Source organism: Roseibium suaedae, assembly GCF_900142725.1.
Lineage (GTDB): Bacteria > Pseudomonadota > Alphaproteobacteria > Rhizobiales > Stappiaceae > Roseibium > Roseibium suaedae.
Genome location: NZ_FRBW01000007.1, coordinates 1 through 21,514, shown reverse-complemented (window position 1 = coordinate 21,514; position 21,514 = coordinate 1). Strand labels below are relative to the sequence as shown.

The window sequence follows — 21,514 nt, the reverse complement described above, 5'->3', positions numbered from 1 at the left end:
TGATTTCTCCCTGCCGCACGAGACCGAGACGCCTCATGCTCCTGATCTGACAAAACCGATCGTTTGCCGAGCAATTTCTATATCTGCCCGCCCGGTTCAAGGCCAGCAAGATCGGCCAGCTTCATGGCACAGATATGGACGGCTTGCGCCTGCGCCGCATGGGCAAAAGCCGGACATGAAAAAGGACCGGCCATCCGGCCAGTCCCTGTGAAATGCAACTCTGCAATGGCCCCTGGCCATCGCAGGGATCAATGAGACGACGGAATATGCGTGCCGCTGCCAAGCGGGCGGATTTCCGCAGCCATGCGGCCCTTGGGGCCAGCACCGAAGCGAACCATCACATCCTGCCCGGGACGCAGCTCGGCAATACCGAACCGGCGCAGGGTTTCCATATGAATGAAAATGTCCTCGCTGCCTTCGCCCTGGGTAAGGAAACCGAAGCCCTTGACCCGGTTGAACCACTTGACGGTTGCCTTCTCGAACCCGCTTTCGGCCACGACCTGCACGTGCGTGCGCGACGGCGGAAGTTGGGAAGGATGCAACGCTGTGGTTTCGTCCATGGACAGGATGCGGAATGCCTGAAGGCCACGGGGCCTGTCCAGCACTTCGCAAACGACCCGCGCACCTTCATAGGCGGTCTGGAAACCGTCCCGTCGCAGGCAGGTCACATGCAGAAGGATGTCGCCCTCGCCGCTATCGGGAACGATGAAGCCATAGCCCTTGGCAACATCGAACCATTTGATCGAGCCAGCGACTTCGATCACGTCGAGTGACAGATCATCAACCGCTTCGACCGTCTCGATCGCACGGGGATCCGTGAACGTCTTTCCCCCCATAGCCAATTGCCTCGCATCTGGTCCGCATACATACAATCCAGAGCGCGAAAGAGACACAATTGCGACTCACGCACGGATTGATTCCTAACGAAAGGATAACACCCTGCCCCATAGCGAGAAGGGTGTTTGTCGCAGTAATCCCAAACCAATTGGGGAAATCGTCTAGCTGGAATCATCCATTTCCGCAAAAACCTCCGCAATTCCGGGGCGAATGAGAGTGCTTGCAAGATCATCCAGCGGGGTCTCCTGACCGTTGATTATGATCAGATCAGCACCACTGCGCACCGCAATCACCGGCAACTGGGCAGCTGGTTGAACGACAAGGGAAGATCCGATGACCAGAAAGATCTCCGCATTGGCAGCTGCGTTCGCCGCCCGGTTCAACTTGTCCTCCGGCATGGCCTGACCGAAACTGATCACAGCTGCCTTGAGCAAACCGCCGCAGGCCCTACAGACCGGCGTCTGCCCGGCCTCATGGGCCTTTTCCGCCTCTCCCAACTCAGCCCGTGCGCCACAATCGAGACAGGAGGCATAGGTGCTGTTGCCATGCAACTCCACCAGCCGCTCTTCCGGCACGCCGCTCCGCTGGTGCAGACCGTCGACATTCTGGGTGATCAACAGATCCAGCCGGCCGGAGCGGGCGAGCGCTGCCAGAACCCGGTGCGCGGCATTGGGCTCCGCCGCTTCAAAGATCCGCTTCATCTCGAACCGCCTGCGCCAGTCTTCCCGCCGCGCCGCTTCGGAGCGAACGAAATCCTGATAAGTCACCGGCTCCATCTTGGACCAGATCCCACCGGGCGAGCGGAAGTCCGGGATGCCGGACGGGGTGGAAATTCCGGCACCGGTCATCACCACTAGCCGCAAGGGGCGGCCCGCCCTATCCTTTTCCCCGAGGATCGCCCGCAGCTCCGCCCATGCGGTGGAAACATCCGTTATTTCTGTCATAGTGCGGTCCCCGCCAGTTTTACGGAGCAGCCTCCTGCTTCGTCACGCGACACTCCGGTTGCCTTCAGCTATCCGGGCTTCATTTCACTCAAACCCTTTGAGGGACACAACATGCGTTATCTGCACACAATGGTCCGCGTCACCAATCTGGATGAGTCGCTCGACTTCTATTGCAACAAGATGGGTCTGACCGAAGTTCGCCGGATCGAAAACGAAGGTGGCCGTTTCACTCTGGTCTTCCTTGCCGCCTCCGAAGACATTGAATCGGGCAAGGCCAATGCCGCTCCGCTTCTGGAGCTGACCTACAACTGGGATCCGGAAACCTACACCGGCGGCCGCAACTTCGGCCACCTGGCCTATGAAGTGGACAATGTCTACGAATACTGCGCATCGCTGCAGGAAAAAGGCATCGTCATCAACCGCCCGCCGCGTGATGGCCGCATGGCTTTCGTCCGCTCTCCGGACAACATCTCCTTTGAAATCTTGCAGAAGGGCGGCTCGCTCGAACCCGCAGAACCGTGGGTTTCCATGCCCAACACCGGCGAGTGGTAAGCCTCACTCATCCACAGGAAGGGCCGGTTCTGCCGGCCCTTTTCTTTTTGTGACAAAACAGGCTTGCAGGCTCCGGAATTTATGCCTATAAGCCTCCCCACGACGCAGCCGCGTCGACCGTGCGCCCATCGTCTAGCGGTCAGGACGTCGCCCTTTCACGGCGAAAACAGGGGTTCGATTCCCCTTGGGCGTACCACTCTTCCCCTCCCCTTAAAATTCATCGTGTTTGTCTTGTGGGTTTTTCACCAGGCGAAGACCGGCTTTTGGGCTCTGACGTTTGATCACGTTCGGTCGCCCGCGCCATTGACGCTGACCTGTGCCGGCAGGTTAGATAACCTCCTGATTCATCTGATCTGGAGGCTTCCTTGCCCGACGTCTTTGACATCCGCACAATGCGCGCTGCCGATCTTGAACAAGCCATTGGCTGGGCCGCTGATGAGGGCTGGAATCCGGGACTGGACGATCTGAGCGCTTTTCTGGCTGCAGATCCGGAGGGCTTTTTCACCGGCACATTGAACGGCGAGCCTGTCACATCCATTTCCGCCGTGCGCTATGGCGACAGCTACGGCTTCATTGGTTTCTATATCTGCCAGGAAAACCTGCGCGGCAAGGGCTACGGGCTTGAGACCTGGTCACACGCGATCCGCCATCTGGAAGGCCGGACCATCGGCCTCGATGGTGTCATTGCCCAGCAGGACAATTACCGCAAGTCCGGCTTCGAGTTCGCCCACCGCAACATCCGCATGGGCGGCGTTGCGACAGTGGACGCGCCCATGGATCCACGCATCGCGCCCCTCGGCCTAGGCATCTTTGCCTCTGTCCGTGAGTATGACCGGAACCTGTTCCCGGAAGAGCGTACGGAGTTCCTGAAACTCTGGTGTGCGCCAAATGCTGCGACCCGCAGGGGTTTCGTGTTCGTGGAAGATGGCAAGCTGAAAGGCTATGGCGTGATCCGCCAATGCCAGGCCGGTTTCAAGATCGGCCCGCTCTTTGCCGACACGCCGGAAATCGCCGACAGCCTGTTCCGAGCGCTCGCCGGCCAGGTGAAGGGACAGTCGATCTATCTGGATATTCCCGAGCCCAACCCGCATGCGCAGGAACTTGCGGAGCGCCATGAGCTTTCGGCGGAATTCGAAACCGCCCGGATGTACAAGGGCCCAGCCCCTGCCCTGCCTCTGGAGCGCACCTATGGCATCACGACTTTCGAGCTGGGCTAGGCCTAAGACCCAGCCCGTTTCAAGTAAAGAGCCGCCCATTCTCCGGCATGTGCCGAATCCAGTTTGGATGGAGAATGACGTCAATCGGGATTGATCCATTCCGGAACCAGGTTGAAGGACCAATGACGATCTGACCAAGGTTTCGGTTTAGAAACGCTCCCCACCAGCTAAAGCTGCTATTCGCAATGATCTGGTGCCTGCAATACGACATTATTGCCATGTCGTGCTCCGGGGCCTGAGGATCCATGATCGTCACGTCGCTGAAGCCTCCCAGAACGTCCTGTGCCCAGTCGACGTCCTCGCAGAAAACAAAGAAGCTCGGCTTTTCCAGGCGCTGTCTGACCAACTCCATCGCAGACAAGTAATAGTCCACGGACAAGACACCGAATTCATCCGGCAAATTGCTCGTGAGATAATCCCCACGACGAATATGAACCGAAACGCTTTGTTCGTTCTGGATACGCGCCAAATGAGCTCCCGATGGCGCAAACTGCTCCTTCAGGCTGAGTTCTTCGAGCAAATGCTCGCGGATGGCAAAAGGAACCCGGTAGTTCTGAAAGTATCCACTGAGATAGAGAGGCAGAGCGGCGTTCTCGAGGTTTGGAAGTCCCTCAGACACATTCTCAAGAACCAAACGACGCCTGTAGGAAGAATGGCGCTCCCTCAGCTTCAGAGCCTTTTTCCCGAACTTGTTCGCCGGAAAAAGGGTGCGTGTCAAAACGACCTGATCGCACGGCTCAGCCACAATTCTGAACTTAGACAGATTAAAATCGCGCCCGCCGGGACCTTTGCGCGATTTCTTCTTTTTTCTCTCGAACTCCATCAAGTCAAGATATAGATCGACGTCATTCTCCAAGGCGAATTTGCGGCCCATTGCATACTGGAAAAGCTGATTACCCAATCCGCCATTGATGTGGATTACGGAGAATTTTCCAAGGACAATCTCGAGAATACTTTTGAACATTCAGGCCACGGCTCCAGGATTCCGGAGCTCCGTTTACAACAGTTGCAAACCAAGACACAAGATCAGGCCAGATCGAAGATCATCATCACATAGGCCCCGAACAGGGCCAGATGGACCGCGCCCTGCAGGTAGTTGGTCTGGCGGCTGCCGAAGGTCACCGAGCTCAGGAACAAGGTCAGGATCAGAAGAACAATGTCCTCGATATCGAGGCCAAGTTCGACGGTCTTGTTCGTCAACCAGCCGATGGCAAGTACCGCAGGCACTGTCAGGCCAATGGTGGCAAGCGCTGCGCCAAGGCAGATGTTGACCGCCCGCTGCAGCTTGTTCTCCCGTGCCGCCTTGATGGCACTCACGCCTTCCGGCATCAGGATCAGAACGGCAACCAGGAAGCCGCCAAGAGCGACGGGGGCCCCGATCTCGTGAATGCCATGCTCCGCGTATTCGGCCAGGGTTTCCGCCAGCAGGATAATCGGCAGCAAGGCGCCGAAGAGACCGGCCACATGATAGCCGACGGAGCGCACCGCGCCGCCGTGATGATCTTCCTCGCCAGGGTTCGCCCCCGGCTGCTGGAAGAGATCGCTGTGGGTCTTGGTCAGGATGATCAGAAACACCCCGTAAAGCACCACTGACATGGCAATATCGAAGATGGTCTGCAGGGTGGAGAGTTCGCCGCCCGGGGCTGATGGTGTCACGCGCGGCAGCACCAGGGCAATGACGGCCAACGGGATCAGCACCGACAGGAAGGCGTTGGCGCCCTGAAGATTGTATTCCATCGCCTTCTGGCGCAATCCGCCGAGCAGAAGACACAGCCCCACAAGCCCGGTGAGAACAATCATGACAACCGAGAACATCGTTTCCCGGGCAAGGGTCGGCTTGGCGTCGCCGGACAGCATCACCGCCGAAATCAGCGCCACCTCGATGCCCGTAACCGCCAGGGTCAGGATCAGCGTGCCATAGGGCTCGCCGAGAAGCGTCGCAAGACCGCCCGCATGGCGCACGACGGAGAAGGAGCACCACATCATCACCAAAAACAGCACACCCAGCAAAAGCAGAGACACGGTCAGACCGACCGTCTCCGGATGAAGCCGATCGGCAAAGATGTGAAAGACACCGAAGAGCAGAAAGCCGACGACAGAAGGCAGCTCATACCGGAAGGTGCTCATCATTCCCCCTTTAATGCGCCTTGGCCCCGCGCATGTTCAATCCCAACTGGCCCCGCTCCGACACCACTGTTTCATAGGCAAGCACTGCGCCGGCAAGGTCCTCAAGCGCTGCCCCGACCGACTTGAACAGGGTGATTTCATCGCCGGAACGGCGCCCCAGGTGATCATTGCGGCACAAGTCGTAAAGATCTGCCAAAACATCCTTTGGCTGCAAGACACCGGATTTCAGGGGCTGCGCCAGATCCCCGCCTTCCTTGCTCGCCCCCTCGCGGGTGTCGGCAAAGACCGAGCTGCGGCGCACGGCTTCATCGTCACTCTCGCGCATGTCCGGGCGGAAGGCTCCGATCAGATCGACATGGGTGCCCGGCTGCAGCCAGGAGCCTTGGATCAAGGGGTCTTGCGAAAGCGTCGCCGCGCTGACGATATCCGCGGCCTGAACAGCACTCTGAAGATCGGTGCTGGCCAGTGCCTCGACGCCGCAGGTCTGCGCAATGTCAGATGCTGCAAGTTCCGCCTTGGCCAGGGACCGGCCCCAGACCGTTACCTTGCTGATCGGCCGGACGGCCTTGTGAGCAGCAGCCAGGCTGACGGCAACACGGCCCGTTCCGGCAATCACGAGATGGGAAGCATCCTTGCGGGCAAGATAGTCCGCAGCAAGGGCGGAGGCAGCCGCCGTCCGCCGGGCCGTCAGTTCCCCCCCATCCACAAGAGCCAGCATTTCGCCGGTCCGGCCGTGGGACAGCAGATATTGAGCGGCCACCGCAGGCAATCCCCTTTCGGAATTCCCCGGCATGACATTGACGATCTTGACCCCGGAGTAAGCGCCCGGAACCCATGCGGGCATGAGCAACAAGGTCGCCTCGGCCTCGCCTGGGACCTCCATCTGGTGATGGTGGCGCAAGGGCATCACGCATCCTGCCTTGAACATGGACCGCAAGGCCTCGATCAGCCGGTCATACGGCAAGGCATTGCGGGTCTCTTCGGCAGAAAGGGTCAGCATGGGACGGAACTCCGGATTGCAATCGGAAACAGAAAAGCCGGCACCTGAAGGTACCGGCTTTCCTTAGCACGTCTTGTTGGTGAGTCGCGTCCAGTTCCCGCAGGCCGTGCTGCGGGGAACTCGCGCAAACCGCCGGATCAGATCGCCAGATACTCCTGGCGCAGTTCCGCATTATCGAGCACTTCCTGGGCAGCGCCGTCAAAGACGACCTCGCCCATGTCGAGAATGACGGCACGATCCGCCAGATGCAGGGCGGCGATGGCGTTCTGCTCCACGATGATGGTGGTGATGCCGAGTTCCTTCACCCCTTCGAGAATACGTTCGATCTCGTGCACGATGACCGGAGCCAGACCTTCATAAGGTTCATCCAGCAGCAGCAGCTTGATGTCCCGCGCCAGCACCCGGGCAATGGCGAGCATCTGCTGCTCGCCGCCCGACATGGTGATGCCTTCCTGGTTGCGCCGTTCAGCCAGTCGCGGAAAGTGATCGTAGATCCGCTCGATCGACCAGCCCTTGGGCTCGGCAATCTGGGACAGTTCAAGATTTTCCTGCACCGTCAGTCCCGGAATGATCCGCCGGTCTTCAGGCACCAGGCCAACCCCGCAACGGGCTGCCTGAAAGCTCTTCATCTCATGGAGCGGCTGATGATCCAGCCAGATCTCGCCATGGGTCAGACGCGGATTGTCCATCCGCGCGATAGTGCGCAGGGTTGAGGTCTTTCCTGCCCCGTTGCGGCCAAGAAGCGCAAGGATCTCGCCTTCCCGGACATCGAAACGCACGCCCTGAACGATGTAGCTCTCGCCGTAATAGGCGTGAAGATCCCAGGCAGAGAAGAAGGCGGGCGCGCCGCCCTGAGGCTTCACCGGCGCCACGCCCGGAGCGGAGCGGCCAGCCAGCTTGTCATCCAATAGGGTCATAGATGCGCTCCTCCGAGATAGGCTTCCTGAACGCGCGGATCGCCCTTGATTTCCTGTGGTGTTCCTTCAGCGATGACAGTGCCTTGAGCCAGAACGCTGATCTTGTTTGCCAGAGAGAACACCACATGCATGTCGTGCTCGATCACGATCTTGGTGATGCCCCGCTCACCGATCCGCTTCAGGAGATCGATGGTGTTGTTGGTGTCGGCACGGGACATGCCGGCGGTGGGCTCGTCCAGAAGCAGCAGCTTTGGATCCTGGACCAGGCACATGGCCAGTTCCAGCCGCCGCTTGTCACCACGCGACAGGCTGCCGGCGATCATATCCTTCTTGGAGGCAAGGCCGACATCTTCCAGCATGTGCATGGAACGGTCGCGGATCTCCGCATCCTGATCCACTCTGCCCCACGCCTTCAGCGCAAACTCGCCATCCCGCCGGGCCATGGTCGGGATCATGATGTTTTCCAGAAGCGTCAGATCGCCGAAGATCTCCGGCGTCTGGAACACCCGCGACACACCGGCCTGGTTGATCTCATGCGCCTTGAGGCCGATGAGAGAGGTGTTGCCGAACATGACCGATCCGGTATCCGGGATCAGTCGGCCGACGAAACAGTTGAGCAAGGTAGACTTGCCCGCCCCGTTCGGGCCGATAATGGCGTGAACGGTTCCCTCTTCCACGGAGAGGTTCACGTCGTTGAGGGCTCTGAGACCACCGAAGGCCTTGTTGACGCCCTGGACCTTGAGAATTTCCATTGTCGTTCCCTTTCCCGGCGTTATTCGGCAGGTGCAGTCTGATGGGAGCCCTTCGCGCCGGAGGACCGGCGGAACATCCGCCCGATCCGGCTGAAGCCTTCCATGATGCCGCCCGGCAGGAAGATGACGATCAGCATGAAGAGCACGCCAAGTGTCAGTTGCCAGCCTTCCCCAACGAACAGACTGGTGATCGCAACCACGGGCGTTTCCAAAAAGTCCGGAAGGAAGCCGAAGATTCTGTGCAGGGTCTGCTCGTTGAACGCGGAGAAGATGTTCTCGAAATACTTGATGAGGCCGGCGCCGAGGATGGGCCCAAGCAAGGTGCCCATGCCGCCAAGGATGGTCATCAGAACCACTTCACCCGACGCGGTCCACTGCATGCGCTCGGCACCGGCCAGCGGATCGGTGATGCAAAGCAGCGCGCCTGCCAGACCGGCATACATGCCGGAAATGACGAAGGCGGCCAGGGTGTAGGGACGCGGGTTCAAGCCGGTGTAGTTCATCCGGTTCTGGTTGGACTTCACGGCCCGGAGCATGGTGCCGAAGGGCGAGCGGAAGATCCGCTGTGCAATGAAGAAGCCGATGATCAGCAGAACGGCGCAGAAGTAGAAGCCCGGATAGCCGCTCATCTCGATGCCGAAGAGGGTCGAAACCAGCGGACCATCGCCCTGCCCGGCCGCATCAAACAGACGCGGATCGCTGCGCAGAACCCTGAGGCCCGTTTCACCGTTGGTGATCGGGGTCAGCACCGAATAGGCAAGGTTATAGGACATCTGCGCAAAGGCGAGCGTCAGGATCGAGAAGTAGATGCCCGAACGGCGCAGCGAGACGAAACCGATGGCAACTGCGAAAATACCGGAAGCTGCAATAGCCATGATGGCTGCCGGAATTGGGTTCATGCCCAGGAGCTTGAACGTCCAGACCGCCGTATAGGATCCGACCCCGAGAAAGGCCGCGTGGCCGAAGGACAGGTAGCCGGTCAGGCCGAAGAGGAGGTTGAAGCCGGTGGCAAACAGGCCGTAGATCGCAAACTTCTGCAGCAGATCCGGATAGCCTGCCCCAATCGGGGCAAGCCACATCGGCATGGTCAGCACAGCTGCGGCAAAGACCACAAACATCAGCAGATCGCGGGTGGGAGTTGGTGTCGCGCTCATTGTTCTTAGTTCTCCATGACACCCCTGCGGCCCATCAGCCCGCGCGGACGCACGAGAAGAATAACCACAGCAACAAGATAGATGATGATCTGGTCGATACCCGGCAGGACATCCTTGACCTCATTCATGGAGGCAAAGGACTGCAGGATGCCGAGAAGGAACCCGGCGGCAACCGCGCCCGGCAGCGAGCCCATCCCGCCGACGACGACCACGACGAAGGAAAGCACCAGGAACTCCATGCCGATGTGATAGTCCGGCGGCAGGATCGGCGTATACATCACCCCGGCAAGGCCTGCGACGACCGCGGCAATCGCAAAGACGATGGTGAAACGGCGCTCGATGTTGATGCCCAGCAGCCCAACTGTCTCACGGTCGGCCATGCCGGCACGAACCACCATGCCGAAGGTTGTGAACTGCAGGAAGGCGAAGACGCCCGCAATGATCGCGGCGGAGAACAGCAGATAGACCATGCGCCACCAGGGATAGACGATCGCGCCGGCCTGGAAGCCAAGCATCGCACCGATGTCAGCTGCACCGCGCACCGCATCGGGTGCGGACTGCGGGATCGGATTTGCACCGAACAAGGTCTTGATGACCTCCTGCAGGACGATCGCGAGCCCGAAAGTCACCAGGATCTGATCCGCATGGGGCCGGTTGTAGAAATGTTTGATCAGGCCGCGTTCCATGACAAAACCGATGATCAGCATGACCGGAATTGCCAGAACGATGGACACGGGAACGGAATAGTTCACCAGCCATTGGCCGAAGTCTCCGAACATCGCTTCCGCATAAGGCGTGCGCACTTCCAGCGGCGTCCCCCAGGCAGTGGTCTTTGTCGGGTCGATGATGATTTTCTGCAGCGTGATCAGCTTGTTGAAGGAGACCGCGCAGAAGGCGCCCAGCATGAACAAGGCCCCGTGGGCGAAGTTCACCACGCCGAGCGTGCCGAAGATGAGAGTGAGGCCGAGGGCGATCAGCGCATAGGCGCCGCCCTTGTCCAGCCCGTTTAGCAATTGAAGAAGAAAGACATCCATCGGATCTGCCGCCATTTGCTGACCAGAGACCACCCCGGCACTTTCACACCGGGAATAAGGAACGGCCGCCCTGCCGGGCGGCCGTCAGGGTAAAAGGGCGATCAGACGCCGTTGTTGTAGGAGCCCAGCTCACCACCCAGCAGTTCGGCCGGATACTCGACCTGAGCGCGCGGCGTGACTTCCACCACTTCCAGCAGATCGTACTGGGAAGACGGGTTTTCCTTGCCCTTCACCACCAGAACGTCCTTGAAGCACTGGTGATCGGCAGCCCGGTAGAGGGTCGGGCCGTTGCCCAGGCCATCGAACTCGAAGCCCTCGAGCGCCTTGCCCACTTCGCTCGGCATGAAGGTGCCGGCCCGCTGGCAGGCGTCTGCATAAAGCAGGGTCTGCACATAGCAGGTGTGAGCTGCCTGGCTCGGCGGGAAGCCATATTCCTGGCCGAAGGACTTGGTGAAGGCCTGGGTGCCTGCGTCGGAAAGCTTCCAGTCCCAGTTGGAAGAGCCAAGGATGCCCTTGACGTTCTCACCGGCGCCCTGAGCCATCAGCTCGGAATAGAGCGGGACAACGATTTCGAACTGCTTGCCGTTCACCATCTTGTCGCGCAGACCGAACTGAACCGCCTGGGTCAGCGAGTTGACCATGTCCTTGCCGTAGTGGTTCAGGACCAGCACGTCCGCACCGGAGTTGAGAACCGGCGTGATGTACTGGGAGAAGTCGCCGGCGCCGAGCGGGGTGCGGACGGCAGCCACCGTCTCCCAGCCGAGCTGTTCGGTGTACTTCTTGATCGACTCTTCCTGGGACCAGCCCCAGGTGTAGTCGGCGGTCAGGTGATAGGCACGGCGGTCGGCACCCATGACGTTCTTGAGCACCGGAGCCAGTGCAGCGCCGGTCATTTCCGTGTTGAAGAAGTGACGGAAACCGTTGGCCCGCTTGTCCTTGCCGGTGGTGTCGTTGGAGTGGGTCAGACCCGCCATGAAGATCACGCCAGCTTCCTGGCACAGGGACTGAACAGCGATTGCCACGCCGGAGGACGACCCGCCGGTGATCATCACTGCGCCGTCCTTCTCGATCATGCGCTTGGCAGACGCACGGGCAGCATCAGACTTGGTCTGGGTATCACCGGTCACAAAGGCGACCTTCTTGCCGTTGATGCCGTTTCCGCCCAGGGCCTTGGACGAGAAGGTGCTCAGCATGCCGCCGTCGCCTTCACCGTTCAGATGCTTGACGGCCAGCTGATAGGCGCGCAGCTCGTCTGCGCCTTCATCGGCATAGGCGCCGGTCTGCGGCACGTTGAAGCCGAAAGTCACGGTGTCGCCCGTCGGCTCGTTCAAATAGCCAGCGGACCAGGCGCGGCTGGTAAAGATGGTCGGGGTGGCAAGAACAAGGCCGCCAGCTGCGCCGGAACGCAGAATGGAACGACGGCTAAGCGGTTTACGAATAAGGGTCATGCTTTCCTCCCAGAAAGGCCCGTAGCCTACATGGATACCTGCGGCACATCCGCAGGCCGCCAGCGCACCCCATGGCAACTTTCCCAACCGGAAACCGGTCCCTCAGCCACAAGGAATGCAAGCTGCCATTACTGTAGAAAGGAGGACTTCATCATCGCAATACGACTATCGACGTGCTTCATCCGGATTTTTGTCGCATTTTCTTCAAAAAATAGATGGAGAATGAAATAAATAGACCTATCTTCGCAGCGCAAAATTTTCAAAACCGAATAAAACATTGACTTTCAAGCAACCACGTAACGCATCGCAACATACAAACTACATAAGTTCCGCAACGCAAAATTCTCTTATTATTCTAAAGTCTATTAGACTAAACTTCTATAGGTTGAGACAGATTTCCCTTCACAATCAGTCCTGACTTCACATAGGCACGACCTTGGCACGCCCCGGTCACGGGGATACCCTTCACGCCCTGCTTGACTTCCTCCCGAATCCCGGAGATGACATTGCCCTCCCCAGTCTTGATCGACTCTCTCGACCAGCTCGAAGCTCTCTATGGCCACCCAGGCATCGCCTCCACAGCCAAGGTGGCCGACCGGGTCACTCCTGCCTACCGCCGGATGATTGAAGCCTCGCCATTTTGCGCTCTTGCCACCAGCGGACCGGAAGGGCTCGATTGCTCTCCACGCGGGGATGCCGGCACCTGCCTCGTGATCCAGGATGAGAAGACACTTCTGATGCCGGACCGGCGCGGCAACAACCGGATCGATTCCTTGCGAAACATCGTGCGGGACCCGCGGGTCGCGCTGATGATGCTCATCCCCGGATCCCATTCGACCCTGCGCATCAACGGCAAGGCGAAGCTCTCAGCCGATCCGGACTTGCTCGAAAGCCTCGCCATGGACGGCAAATCCCCTCGCAGCGTCACCATCATCACCGTCGAAGAAATCTATTTCCAGTGCGGACGGGCCGTTCTACGAGCCGGTCTCTGGGACACATCGAAACATATCGACCCTGCCACTCTGCCCACCCCCGGACAGATCCTGGAAGACATGTCCTCCGGTGAAGTGAACGGCAAGTCTTATGACGATGAATGGCCGGGCCGGGCCGCCAAGACCATGTGGTAGGAGGCAGCGATGACATTGACACCCTTGCTCGAGGCGGGCCCTGTCATCGCAACCCATGCGGCCGCAGCAGTGGCAGCACTCCTCTTCGGCGCCATTCAGCTCGCCTTGCCGAAGGGAACACTGCTTCACAAGACCTCGGGCTATCTCTGGATCGTCTTGATGTTCTGGACAGCCGCATCCAGCCTGTTCATTCACGAAATCCGCCTGATCGGGCCTTTCAGCCCCATCCACATACTGTCGATCGCAACGCTTATAGCCGTTCCCAGAGCCATCCTGGCTGCCCGGTCCGGCAAGATCGCAACTCACCGGGCCCTCATGCGCTCCCTGTATTTCTGGGCGCTGATCGTCGCCGGGATCTTCACGCTCCTGCCCGGCCGGATCATGCATCAGGTGCTGTTCGGAGCGTGAAAGCGCGATCCGTCGCCCTCGGGCAAAACAGAAAATGGCTGGGTCACGGCCTGACCTGTTGAAGCAAGCGGCCCATCTTTCGAACCTTATCCCCCCGGAACCCCATGCACGAAGATCAATATATTGCAGGCAATCCTTCCCTGAGCGGCAGTAACCGCATGGTCGTCTTGTCAGGATGTTCCGGCTCGGGAAAATCAACACTCCTGTCGGCTCTGTCCGAGGCTGGCTGCCATGTCATACCGGAAGCAGGCCGGCAGATCGTCCGCGAAGAAGAGGCCATCGGCGGAACCGGCCTGCCCTGGGTCGACCCCATGCGTTTCGTCGAACTCGCGGCCTCCCGCTATGCCTTTCACTTCAACAGCCTTTCCCCGGACACCCTGCCCGCAAACGGACAGCCTGTACTTTTCGACCGGTCTCTGGTCGACGTGGTGTCTTACCTTGCCTACCGGAGTTTGGAGACGCCGGCGCATCTTCTGAGGATGCTTGAGATCTACAGGTATTGCCCCGTGGTCCTGATGACCCCACCATGGCCCGAGATCTACGAGGATGATGGCGAGAGGCAGAAGGACTTTTCAGAAGCCCTCCGGGAATACGAAGCCCTGACCGCAGCCTACAGCTCTCTCGGCTACCGCTTACAGCTCATTCCAGCAGCGCCCGTCTCGGAGCGCGTCGCTTTCGTGATGGAAACCCTTGAAAGACTGCGGCAAACCGAAACAGGCAGTTGGAGAGCCCGGCACGAGCCTCTATCTTGATGGGCAGACCGGTTTTCCGACCGGACAAAGACATCGTCAAACCCTCGCGGCCCTTTCCCTTGGGCCCGAACGAACAAGGCTAAAGACACCACATGTCTCACAATCCGCTTCTCGCTGACTGGTCCACGCCCTTCGAAGTTCCCCCCTTCGCCGAGATCACGCCTTCCCATTTCAAGGAAGCCTTCGACATTGGCATGACCGAGTCCCGGGCAGAGATCGATGCAATCGCGGACAGCCTTGAAGCACCGACCTTCGAGAACACGATCCTGGCATTGGAGACCGCTGGTGAGCGCCTGTCCCGCGCGGCACGGACATTCTACAATCTCACCGGTGCGCACACCAATCCGGAGCTACAGGCTCTGGAGCGGGAAATGGCGCCGAAATTCGCCAAGCATGGATCGGAAACCGTGCTGAATGCAGCCCTGTTCAAGCGTGTCGATGCGCTTTGGGACGCCCGGGAGACCCTTGGCCTCGACACAGAAGCCCTGAAGGTGCTTGAGCGGTACCACAAGATGTTCCAACGCGCTGGCGCAGGGCTCGATGCAGACGGCAAGACCCGGATTGCCGAGATCTCGCAGGAGCTGGCGACCCTCGGCACCAGCTTTGCCCAGAACGTCCTGAAGGACGAAGCAGATTACAAACTGGTTCTGGAAGGCGAAGCAGATCTTGCAGGTCTGCCGGACTTTCTGATTGCTGCCGCTGCGGAGGCCGCCCGCGAGCGTGGACTGGACGGCAAACACGTCATCACCCTGTCCCGATCCCTGATCGAACCCTTCCTGCAGTTCTCCACCAACCGCCCCTTGCGCGAGACCGCTTTCCGGGCCTGGAGCGCGCGCGGCGAAGGCGGCGGGGAAACGGACAACCGCGAGACTGTCGAAAAGACGCTTTCCTTGCGCAACGAAAAGGCCCATCTGCTGGGCTTTGCCAGCTATGCCCATTACAAGCTCGACGACACCATGGCCAAGACGCCCGAAGCCGTTCGCGAGCTTCTGACCAAGGTGTGGACGCCTGCCCTCGCCCGCGCCAGGGAAGAAGAAGCCAAGCTGACGGAAGCAGCCCGCGCTGAAGGCGGCAACTTCCAGATTGCCCCCTGGGACTGGCGCCATTATGCGGAGAAGGTCCGCAAGGCGGAGTTCGACCTCGATGAAGCTGAGCTGAAGCCCTATCTGCAGCTCGACCGGATCATCGACGCCGCCTTCGATACGGCGACGAAGCTGTTCGGCGTCACCTTTGAAGAGCGCAAGGACATTCCCGTCTACCATCCGGATGTGCGCGTCTTTGAAATGAAGGACCGGGACGGCAATCACGCCGGGCTTTTCCTCGGCGACTACTTTGCCCGCCCCTCCAAGCGCTCCGGCGCATGGATGAGCGCCTTCCGCTCGCAGCACAAGCTGAAAGGCAACGTGACCCCGATCATCGTCAACGTGATGAATTTCTCCAAGGGCGCGCCTGGTGAAGCGACCCTTTTGACCTTTGACGATGCCCGCACCCTCTTCCATGAGTTCGGCCATGGCCTGCACGGGCTCTTGTCGAATGTGACCTATCCGATGATCTCCGGCACTTCCGTTGCCCGTGATTTCGTGGAACTTCCCTCCCAGCTCTATGAGCATTGGCTGGGCCAGCCGGAAGTGCTGTCGCGCTTTGCGACCCACTACAAGACCGGCGAGCCAATGCCCAAGGCGCTGCTCGACAAGCTGAAGGCGGCAGAGAATTTCAATCAGGGTTTTGCCACGGTGGAATACACTTCCTGCGCCCTGATCGACCTGAATCTCCATCTCATCGAAAAGCCGGAAGGCCTTGATGTGACTGAGTATGAACGCAAGGCGCTGGACGAACTGGACATGCCGTCCTCCATCACCATGCGCCACCGGATCCCGCATTTTGCCCATGCCTTTGCAGGGGAAGGCTACTCGGCCGGCTACTACAGCTATATGTGGTCGGAAGTGATGGATGCGGATGCCTTCGGGGCCTTCGAGGAAGTCGGCAACGTCTTCGACCCGGCGGCCGCAGAACGGCTCTACACCAACATCTACTCTGCAGGCGGCAAGCCGGATCCGGCAGAAGCCTATGAGGCTTTCCGCGGACGGGCGCCCAAGATCGACGCGCTTCTGGAGCGCCGCGGCCTCGCAGCCTGAGACATATCCAGGGCCCATCCCGATGACCGGGGTGGGCCACAGACTGCTGACAAAGGTAAAACCGTTCGATAGTCATCCCGGGCAAGCGTAGCGCGACCCGGGACCGGTGAGCCCGAAGGTTACCGGTTACAAATAGTTGACGACCGCAACACCTCGGCCCGCCGGTCCCGGATCTCCGCTTCGCTGCGTCCGGGATGACGAAATGAGGGGTTTGTAATCATGCTCAGCTCCATCCCATTCTAGCGGGATGGACCATTCTTTCCCGAGGTTCTCCTTCCATGACTCAAGACACATCCTTCACGGCTCCGCTCTTCCGGGCCGGCCTGTTCCTCGGCGGACTGGCCGGTGCCGCAGGCGTTGCCCTGATGGCCGCCTCCGCCCATCTCGACGACACCGGCCTCCTGCGCCTGGCGGCAGAAATGCTACTCTTCCATGCCCCGGCCCTTCTGGCGATCGGCGCCCTGTCCCAGATGCGGAAGGCCCCACTCCTGCCGGTCGCAGCCATCCTGATGACCTGTGGCCTCATTCTCTTTTGCGGAGATCTCACGTCGCGGGCGATGCTCGGCGACAGGCTCTTCTCCATGGCAGCCCCGACAGGTGGCAGCCTGATGATCCTGTCCTGGCTGGCCACGCTCTCAAGCGCCTTCTGGGTCCGCCCCCGCTGATCTGAAAAGGGCCCTGATTATTTGAAAGGATGCAAAGACACCCGGGAAACGCTATGAGAGGGTGTTTTTGAATACTGATTGACGAGGCCAGCCTTGACCGCCCACGCGACCATTCCCACGGACGAAGAAGATTTCATTCCGCCCTATCCGTTCCGGCATGAAACCCAGCCATCGATCATCAAGCTGATCGGCCTGGCGCGGAAGAATTTCCTCTCCATCTGGTCGCAGCGGGACTTTGCCCGAAGGTTCATGAGCCAGCGGGTGCTGCGCACCCATCTCTTCATCTGCAATCAGCCGGATGTGGTGCATGAGGCCTTCCAGTCGAACCATCAGGCATTCCAGCGCAAGAGCCCGCAAATGCGCCATGCGCTGGAACCGCTTCTGGGCGACGGCCTGTTCATCAGCGACACGGAAACCTGGCGCAAGCGCCGCAAGGTGGTCGCTCCGATCATTCACGGCTCCCGGGTTCCGGGCTTTGCGCCAATCATGGTCGACACCATCGCCGAGACGCGGACCGCCTGGGAGCAAAAGGGCGATGGCGCGGAAGTCGATGCGCTGGAGGAAATGGCGCATCTGACCGCAGAGATCATCTGCCGGACGATCTTTGGCCGGAACCTCGGTGGCAACTACGCCTCGGAAGTGGTTCAGGGCTTTTCGGATTATCAGCGCCACATCGACCAGATCGACATTCAGTCCATGCTGGGCCTGCCGGACTGGATGCCCCGTTTCCGGGGCAGCGCCATCAAGCAGTCGGTCAACCGGATCCTCTCCGTCCTCGACGAGATCATCGACAGCTATCACGCCCAGAAGGAAAGCGGCGAGGCCTCGGTGATCGGCGGCCTGCTGGAAGCACGCGACGAAGATGGCCGTCCGCTTTCGCGTGAAGCCATCCGCAGCGAGGCAGCCGTGATCTTCATGGCAGGCCACGAGACCACCGCCAACACCCTGGCCTGGACCTGGTTTCTGCTGTCCAAGTCGCCGCGCGTTGCCGCAAAGCTCCATGAGGAGCTGGACCGGGTGCTGGATGATGGCCGGATCCCGACCTTCTCGGACGTCGCCAACCTGCCCTACACCAAGGCGATCATCGAAGAAGCCTTGCGTCTTTATCCGCCGGTTCCGATCCTTGCGCGCCAGGCCATGGAAGACGCCACCCTGTCCGGTACCCATGTGCCGAAGGGGTCGATCGTCATGGTGGTGCCATGGCTCATGCACCGCAACCCGAACCTCTGGGACAAGCCGGACGCCTTCTGGCCGGAGCGATTCCTGGAAGACAGCAAGCGGCCGAACAAATACGGCTATGTGCCCTTCTCCATCGGACCGCGCATCTGTGCCGGCCTGCAGTTCGGCATGACGGAATCGATCCTGTCGCTGGCGACCCTTGCCTCGAAATTCTCGCTGGAACTCAAGCCGGGCGAAGACATCCAGCCGGTTTGCCGTCTGACCCTGCGGCCCGGCAACGATCTGCCCATGATCCTGCGCGCAAGGTCCTGAGCACATATCTTGAAAAAGCCCCTGCAATTTCAAGACATCCCGTTTGAGGAAACCCTGCCGGAAGAACCGCCTGCACCTGCGCTGGCGGACCTCTTCGGCAAGACCCCGGTCAAGCGCAAGGGAGCCTGGAAGTACTGGGGTGCCTCAAGCCTTCAGGGCCTGATCAACACCGGCACACACCAGTTGCTTGCGGCATCCCCGTTCGGTTTCGTGACGGCCTTCGGCCGTCATTTGTCTCATGCAGCCCGGATCCGGTTTCAGAACCGGATTTTTGCAAAACGGATTGCCCGCAATCTCTTCGCGCTTCAGCCAGAGCTGAAAAACAATCCGGCTGAGCAGCGAAAGTCGCTGGTCCGCTGGTGGCAGAACATCAGCAGCACCCTGGCCGAGTTCGCCAAGGCCAACACGATCTGGACACGGGGCCGGATAACCGTTCACGGCCGCGAGCATCTGGAGGCTGCCAAGGCCCTTGGCGGACCGCTGGTCATCGTCTCCATGCATCTGGGAACCTGGGAAGCAGCCTTCACCGCCTTTCATCTGGATCTTGCTCCCCCCTGCACCGGCCCGTTCCAGCCCGAGCCCTGCCGCTTCAAGAACCGCATCGTCTATAACCTGCGCAGGAAACGGAACCAGTATCTGTTCCCGCCCGGACAAAAGAGCGCCTTTCGCCTGCACAGGCTGCTGACGGGCGGTGCGGCCAACCTGATGATCTTCATCGATGAAATGCGGGACAATCAGATCTATCTGCCGCTCTTCGGCCGCCCGGTTCCAGACGCGGGAAACGGGGTCGTGGCAATCAAGCTTGCCAATGCGGCGGGCGGCACGATCCTGCCTGTCTATCTGCGCCGCAAGGGCTCCCGCTTTGACCTGATTATCGAGCCCCCGCTTGCGCCTTCCAGCGATGCCAAGACCCGGTATCCGGTCGAAGAGACGCTCCATCGGCTGAACGATGTCTTTGAACCAGTGGTGCTCCGGGATATCGAGCACTGGTACATGCTCTCCGAACTGCGATTGCCAGAAGGGTTTGAAAACGATCAGGCCCGGCAGGATCACATTGCCCGGCTGCGGGCAAGAGCGGACGAGAGATAGGGACGCCCCATCGCCCAGACGCCCTGCTACAATTCAGCGGAAACAGATCAAACTTGCGCGGGACGCTGTACCGGAACAGCAGGTGCTGCAAGGCTCTGGCAATGATTGGGCCCCGGGTCTCGCAAGGCTCGCCCGGGGTGACCGGTGAGCCAGCTAGGGATGTCACCCCGGACGCAGCGCAGCGGAGATCCGGGGCCCACTCATTGCCAGAGACTTGCGAACGGGTTCAGCTGTAACTGGATCAAGACAACCGCGAGATTCTATTGCGGAGAAGATGCTGAATTGAAAGTTGGGCCTTGAAGAGCAAGCCCCGGCACATGAGCCGGGACTTGCACTGAGACAGGATCACCCCAGAAGACGTTCCGCGTGCCAGGCCATGTGGTCCCAGCCAAACGTGGAGACGAAATAGTAGGAGTGGTCATAGCCTTCCTGCATCCGGAAGGTCGAGGGGATGCGGGCCTCTGCCAGCGCCCCGGCCAGGGCTTCCGGTTTCAGGAGATCAAGAAACTGGTCGCTTGCCCCCTGATCGATCAGGATGTCGCCCTTCCAACCCTTGGACTTGACCAACAGGGTCGCATCATGCGCAGCCCAGAGGCTTTCATCGTCGCCAAGATAGGCCGACAACTGCTTGCGGCCCCAGTCGGACTGGCTCGGATGCGCAATCGGTGCGAAGGCGGACAGGGACTGATAGAGATCCGGCTCGTTCATCGCCAGCGTCAAGGCACCGTGACCGCCCATGGAATGGCCAGTGATGCCATGACGGCTGTTGACGGCGAAATTCTTCTGCACCAGATCGCGCAGTTCCTTCGTCACGTAGTCATACATGCGGAAATGCGGTGCCCAGGGGGCCTGGGTGGCGTTGACGTAGAAGCCGGCGCCCTGCCCCAGATCATAGGCGTCGTCATTGGCGACGCCCTCTCCGCGCGGGCTGGTATCCGGGAACACGACCGCAATGCCGAATTCGGCTGCATGCTCCTGAAGGCCAGCCTTGGTCATGGCGTTCTCATGGGTGCATGTCAGGCCGGACAGGTACCAGAGCACCGGCACCGGGCCATCCTTGGCCTGAGGCGGCATGTAGACCGCAAAGGTCATGTCCACACCGCAAACCTTGGAGGCATGGGAGTAGACGCCCTGAACACCGCCATAGCAGCGGTTTTCGGAAATGGTTTGCATCACGAAACGTCCTTCACTTTGCTTCCGGAGCTGGACCGGTCAGATCCCTGTACATCACAAGCGCGTCCACATAGCCATGGACCGGATGTTTGAAGGCCCCCGGCAGGCGCCCGACAATATCGAAGCCATGGCTTTGCCAGATGGCGACAGCGCGGGAATTTGTTGAAACGACGAAGTTGAACTGCATCGCCCGGAAGCCGCGCTGAGGCGCGGCTTCCAGAGAGTGTGCCAGCATTCGCCGGGCAACGCCCTTGCCGGTCGCGGCCTGAGCCGTGACAAAGCCGCAATTGCAAACATGGGAGCCGCCGCCCTTCTGGTTCGGGCACAGGAAATAGGTGCCCAGAAAGACACCTTCCTCCTCGACCACGAAGACCTCGTGGCCAGTCAGCCAATAGGCCAGCGCCCCCTCGCGGGAGATAGCAGGGTCGATCGCATAGGTCTCCCCTGCGGAAAACACCGGCTGCAGCATGTCCCAGACCCCATCCGAATCGGATGGGGCGAAGGGACGGATCACGAGGTCAGCCATGATCTCAGTAAACGATGACGGAGCGGATGGATTCTCCGGCATGCATGAGGTCGAAGGCCTTGTTGATGTCGTCGAGCGGCATGGTGTGGGTGATCATCGGATCGATCTCGATCTTGCCGTCCATGTACCAGTCGACGATCTTCGGCACGTCCGTGCGGCCACGGGC

General features: G+C 60.0%; 21 protein-coding genes, 1 tRNA gene and 1 pseudogene. 10 read left to right on the top strand and 13 right to left on the bottom strand.

Annotated elements, in window-relative coordinates:
* Positions 1-248: 248 nt before the first annotated feature.
* Together BUA94_RS21410 and BUA94_RS21405 are read right to left on the bottom strand one after the other, a co-directional pair.
* The gene (locus BUA94_RS21410; RefSeq protein ID WP_073015424.1) at positions 249-836 is read right to left on the bottom strand and encodes a cold-shock protein; all 588 of its coding nucleotides are present in this window, start codon (positions 834-836) and stop codon (positions 249-251) included.
* 162 nt (positions 837-998) lie between these two features.
* Positions 999-1,781, bottom strand: coding sequence for an SIR2 family NAD-dependent protein deacylase (locus BUA94_RS21405; protein ID WP_073015423.1), 783 nt, complete (start codon positions 1,779-1,781; stop codon positions 999-1,001).
* 111 nt (positions 1,782-1,892) lie between these two features.
* Here BUA94_RS21405 and BUA94_RS21400 point away from each other — a divergent pair, with 111 nt between their 5' ends.
* The 3 genes from BUA94_RS21400 to BUA94_RS21390 all read left to right on the top strand — a co-directional run bounded on the left by BUA94_RS21400 (position 1,893) and on the right by BUA94_RS21390 (position 3,550).
* Positions 1,893-2,333: a VOC family protein gene (locus BUA94_RS21400; protein ID WP_073015422.1), complete on the top strand. Its 441-nt coding sequence runs from the start codon at positions 1,893-1,895 to the stop codon at positions 2,331-2,333.
* A 121-nt stretch (positions 2,334-2,454) separates the two neighbouring features.
* A tRNA-Glu gene (locus BUA94_RS21395) sits at positions 2,455-2,529 on the top strand.
* A 196-nt stretch (positions 2,530-2,725) separates the two neighbouring features.
* Positions 2,726-3,550: a GNAT family N-acetyltransferase gene (locus BUA94_RS21390; protein WP_073015508.1), complete on the top strand. Its 825-nt coding sequence runs from the start codon at positions 2,726-2,728 to the stop codon at positions 3,548-3,550.
* Between the two features lie 19 nt (positions 3,551-3,569).
* On the opposite strand, the gene BUA94_RS21385 is transcribed toward BUA94_RS21390, so the two are convergent.
* From BUA94_RS21385 to BUA94_RS21350, 8 genes are all read right to left on the bottom strand, one after another.
* Positions 3,570-4,514: an alpha-1,2-fucosyltransferase gene (locus tag BUA94_RS21385; RefSeq protein WP_073015421.1), complete on the bottom strand. Its 945-nt coding sequence runs from the start codon at positions 4,512-4,514 to the stop codon at positions 3,570-3,572.
* Between the two features lie 62 nt (positions 4,515-4,576).
* A complete protein-coding gene (locus BUA94_RS21380) occupies positions 4,577-5,680 on the bottom strand; it encodes a calcium:cation antiporter (protein ID WP_208980191.1) in 1,104 nt (367 codons plus the stop codon).
* A 7-nt stretch (positions 5,681-5,687) separates the two neighbouring features.
* On the bottom strand, positions 5,688-6,677 hold the full coding sequence (gene lhpI, locus BUA94_RS21375) for a bifunctional Delta(1)-pyrroline-2-carboxylate/Delta(1)-piperideine-2-carboxylate reductase (RefSeq protein ID WP_073015420.1): 990 nt from the start codon (positions 6,675-6,677) through the stop codon (positions 5,688-5,690).
* Positions 6,678-6,814: 137 nt separating this feature from the next.
* Positions 6,815-7,594 carry an ABC transporter ATP-binding protein gene (locus BUA94_RS21370; RefSeq protein ID WP_073015419.1) on the bottom strand — a complete coding sequence of 260 codons (780 nt, stop codon included), beginning with the start codon at positions 7,592-7,594 and terminating at the stop codon, positions 6,815-6,817.
* A complete protein-coding gene (locus BUA94_RS21365; protein ID WP_073015418.1) occupies positions 7,591-8,346 on the bottom strand; it encodes an ABC transporter ATP-binding protein in 756 nt (251 codons plus the stop codon). The genes BUA94_RS21370 and BUA94_RS21365 overlap by 4 nt, the downstream gene beginning before the upstream one ends.
* Before the next feature lie 20 nt (positions 8,347-8,366).
* The gene (locus BUA94_RS21360) at positions 8,367-9,500 is read right to left on the bottom strand and encodes a branched-chain amino acid ABC transporter permease (protein WP_073015417.1); all 1,134 of its coding nucleotides are present in this window, start codon (positions 9,498-9,500) and stop codon (positions 8,367-8,369) included.
* Between the two features lie 5 nt (positions 9,501-9,505).
* Positions 9,506-10,534 (bottom strand): branched-chain amino acid ABC transporter permease, encoded by a 1,029-nt coding sequence (locus BUA94_RS21355; RefSeq protein ID WP_073015506.1) that lies wholly within the window; start codon positions 10,532-10,534, stop codon positions 9,506-9,508.
* Positions 10,535-10,635: 101 nt separating this feature from the next.
* Complete coding sequence (locus BUA94_RS21350) at positions 10,636-11,982, bottom strand: substrate-binding protein (protein ID WP_175558100.1); 1,347 nt, start codon at positions 11,980-11,982, stop codon at positions 10,636-10,638.
* Between the two features lie 500 nt (positions 11,983-12,482).
* Between BUA94_RS21350 and BUA94_RS21345 the strand changes: the two genes are divergently transcribed.
* The 7 genes from BUA94_RS21345 (at position 12,483) to BUA94_RS21315 (ending at position 19,649) form a co-directional block, all read left to right on the top strand.
* Positions 12,483-13,109, top strand: a complete 627-nt coding sequence (locus tag BUA94_RS21345) for a pyridoxamine 5'-phosphate oxidase family protein (protein ID WP_073015416.1) — start codon at positions 12,483-12,485, stop codon at positions 13,107-13,109.
* A 9-nt stretch (positions 13,110-13,118) separates the two neighbouring features.
* Positions 13,119-13,517 carry a DUF2306 domain-containing protein gene (locus BUA94_RS21340; RefSeq protein ID WP_073015415.1) on the top strand — a complete coding sequence of 133 codons (399 nt, stop codon included), beginning with the start codon at positions 13,119-13,121 and terminating at the stop codon, positions 13,515-13,517.
* A 104-nt stretch (positions 13,518-13,621) separates the two neighbouring features.
* Positions 13,622-14,269, top strand: a complete 648-nt coding sequence (locus BUA94_RS21335; protein ID WP_073015414.1) for an AAA family ATPase — start codon at positions 13,622-13,624, stop codon at positions 14,267-14,269.
* A gap of 92 nt (positions 14,270-14,361) precedes the next feature.
* A complete protein-coding gene (locus BUA94_RS21330) occupies positions 14,362-16,404 on the top strand; it encodes a M3 family metallopeptidase (RefSeq protein ID WP_073015413.1) in 2,043 nt (680 codons plus the stop codon).
* 278 nt (positions 16,405-16,682) lie between these two features.
* Positions 16,683-17,069 (top strand): DUF423 domain-containing protein, encoded by a 387-nt coding sequence (locus BUA94_RS21325; protein ID WP_073015412.1) that lies wholly within the window; start codon positions 16,683-16,685, stop codon positions 17,067-17,069.
* A 93-nt stretch (positions 17,070-17,162) separates the two neighbouring features.
* On the top strand, positions 17,163-18,560 hold the full coding sequence (locus tag BUA94_RS21320) for a cytochrome P450 (RefSeq protein WP_073015411.1): 1,398 nt from the start codon (positions 17,163-17,165) through the stop codon (positions 18,558-18,560).
* Between the two features lie 9 nt (positions 18,561-18,569).
* Positions 18,570-19,649, top strand: coding sequence for a lysophospholipid acyltransferase family protein (locus tag BUA94_RS21315; RefSeq protein WP_073015410.1), 1,080 nt, complete (start codon positions 18,570-18,572; stop codon positions 19,647-19,649).
* 345 nt (positions 19,650-19,994) lie between these two features.
* On the opposite strand, the gene fghA is transcribed toward BUA94_RS21315, so the two are convergent.
* The 3 genes and pseudogenes from fghA to BUA94_RS23435 form a co-directional block, all read right to left on the bottom strand.
* Positions 19,995-20,822: an S-formylglutathione hydrolase gene (gene fghA, locus BUA94_RS21310; protein WP_073015409.1), complete on the bottom strand. Its 828-nt coding sequence runs from the start codon at positions 20,820-20,822 to the stop codon at positions 19,995-19,997.
* Positions 20,823-20,835: 13 nt separating this feature from the next.
* Positions 20,836-21,348, bottom strand: a complete 513-nt coding sequence (locus BUA94_RS21305) for a GNAT family N-acetyltransferase (RefSeq protein WP_073015408.1) — start codon at positions 21,346-21,348, stop codon at positions 20,836-20,838.
* 4 nt (positions 21,349-21,352) lie between these two features.
* A pseudogene (locus tag BUA94_RS23435) lies at positions 21,353-21,514 on the bottom strand (S-(hydroxymethyl)glutathione dehydrogenase); the annotation flags it as partial.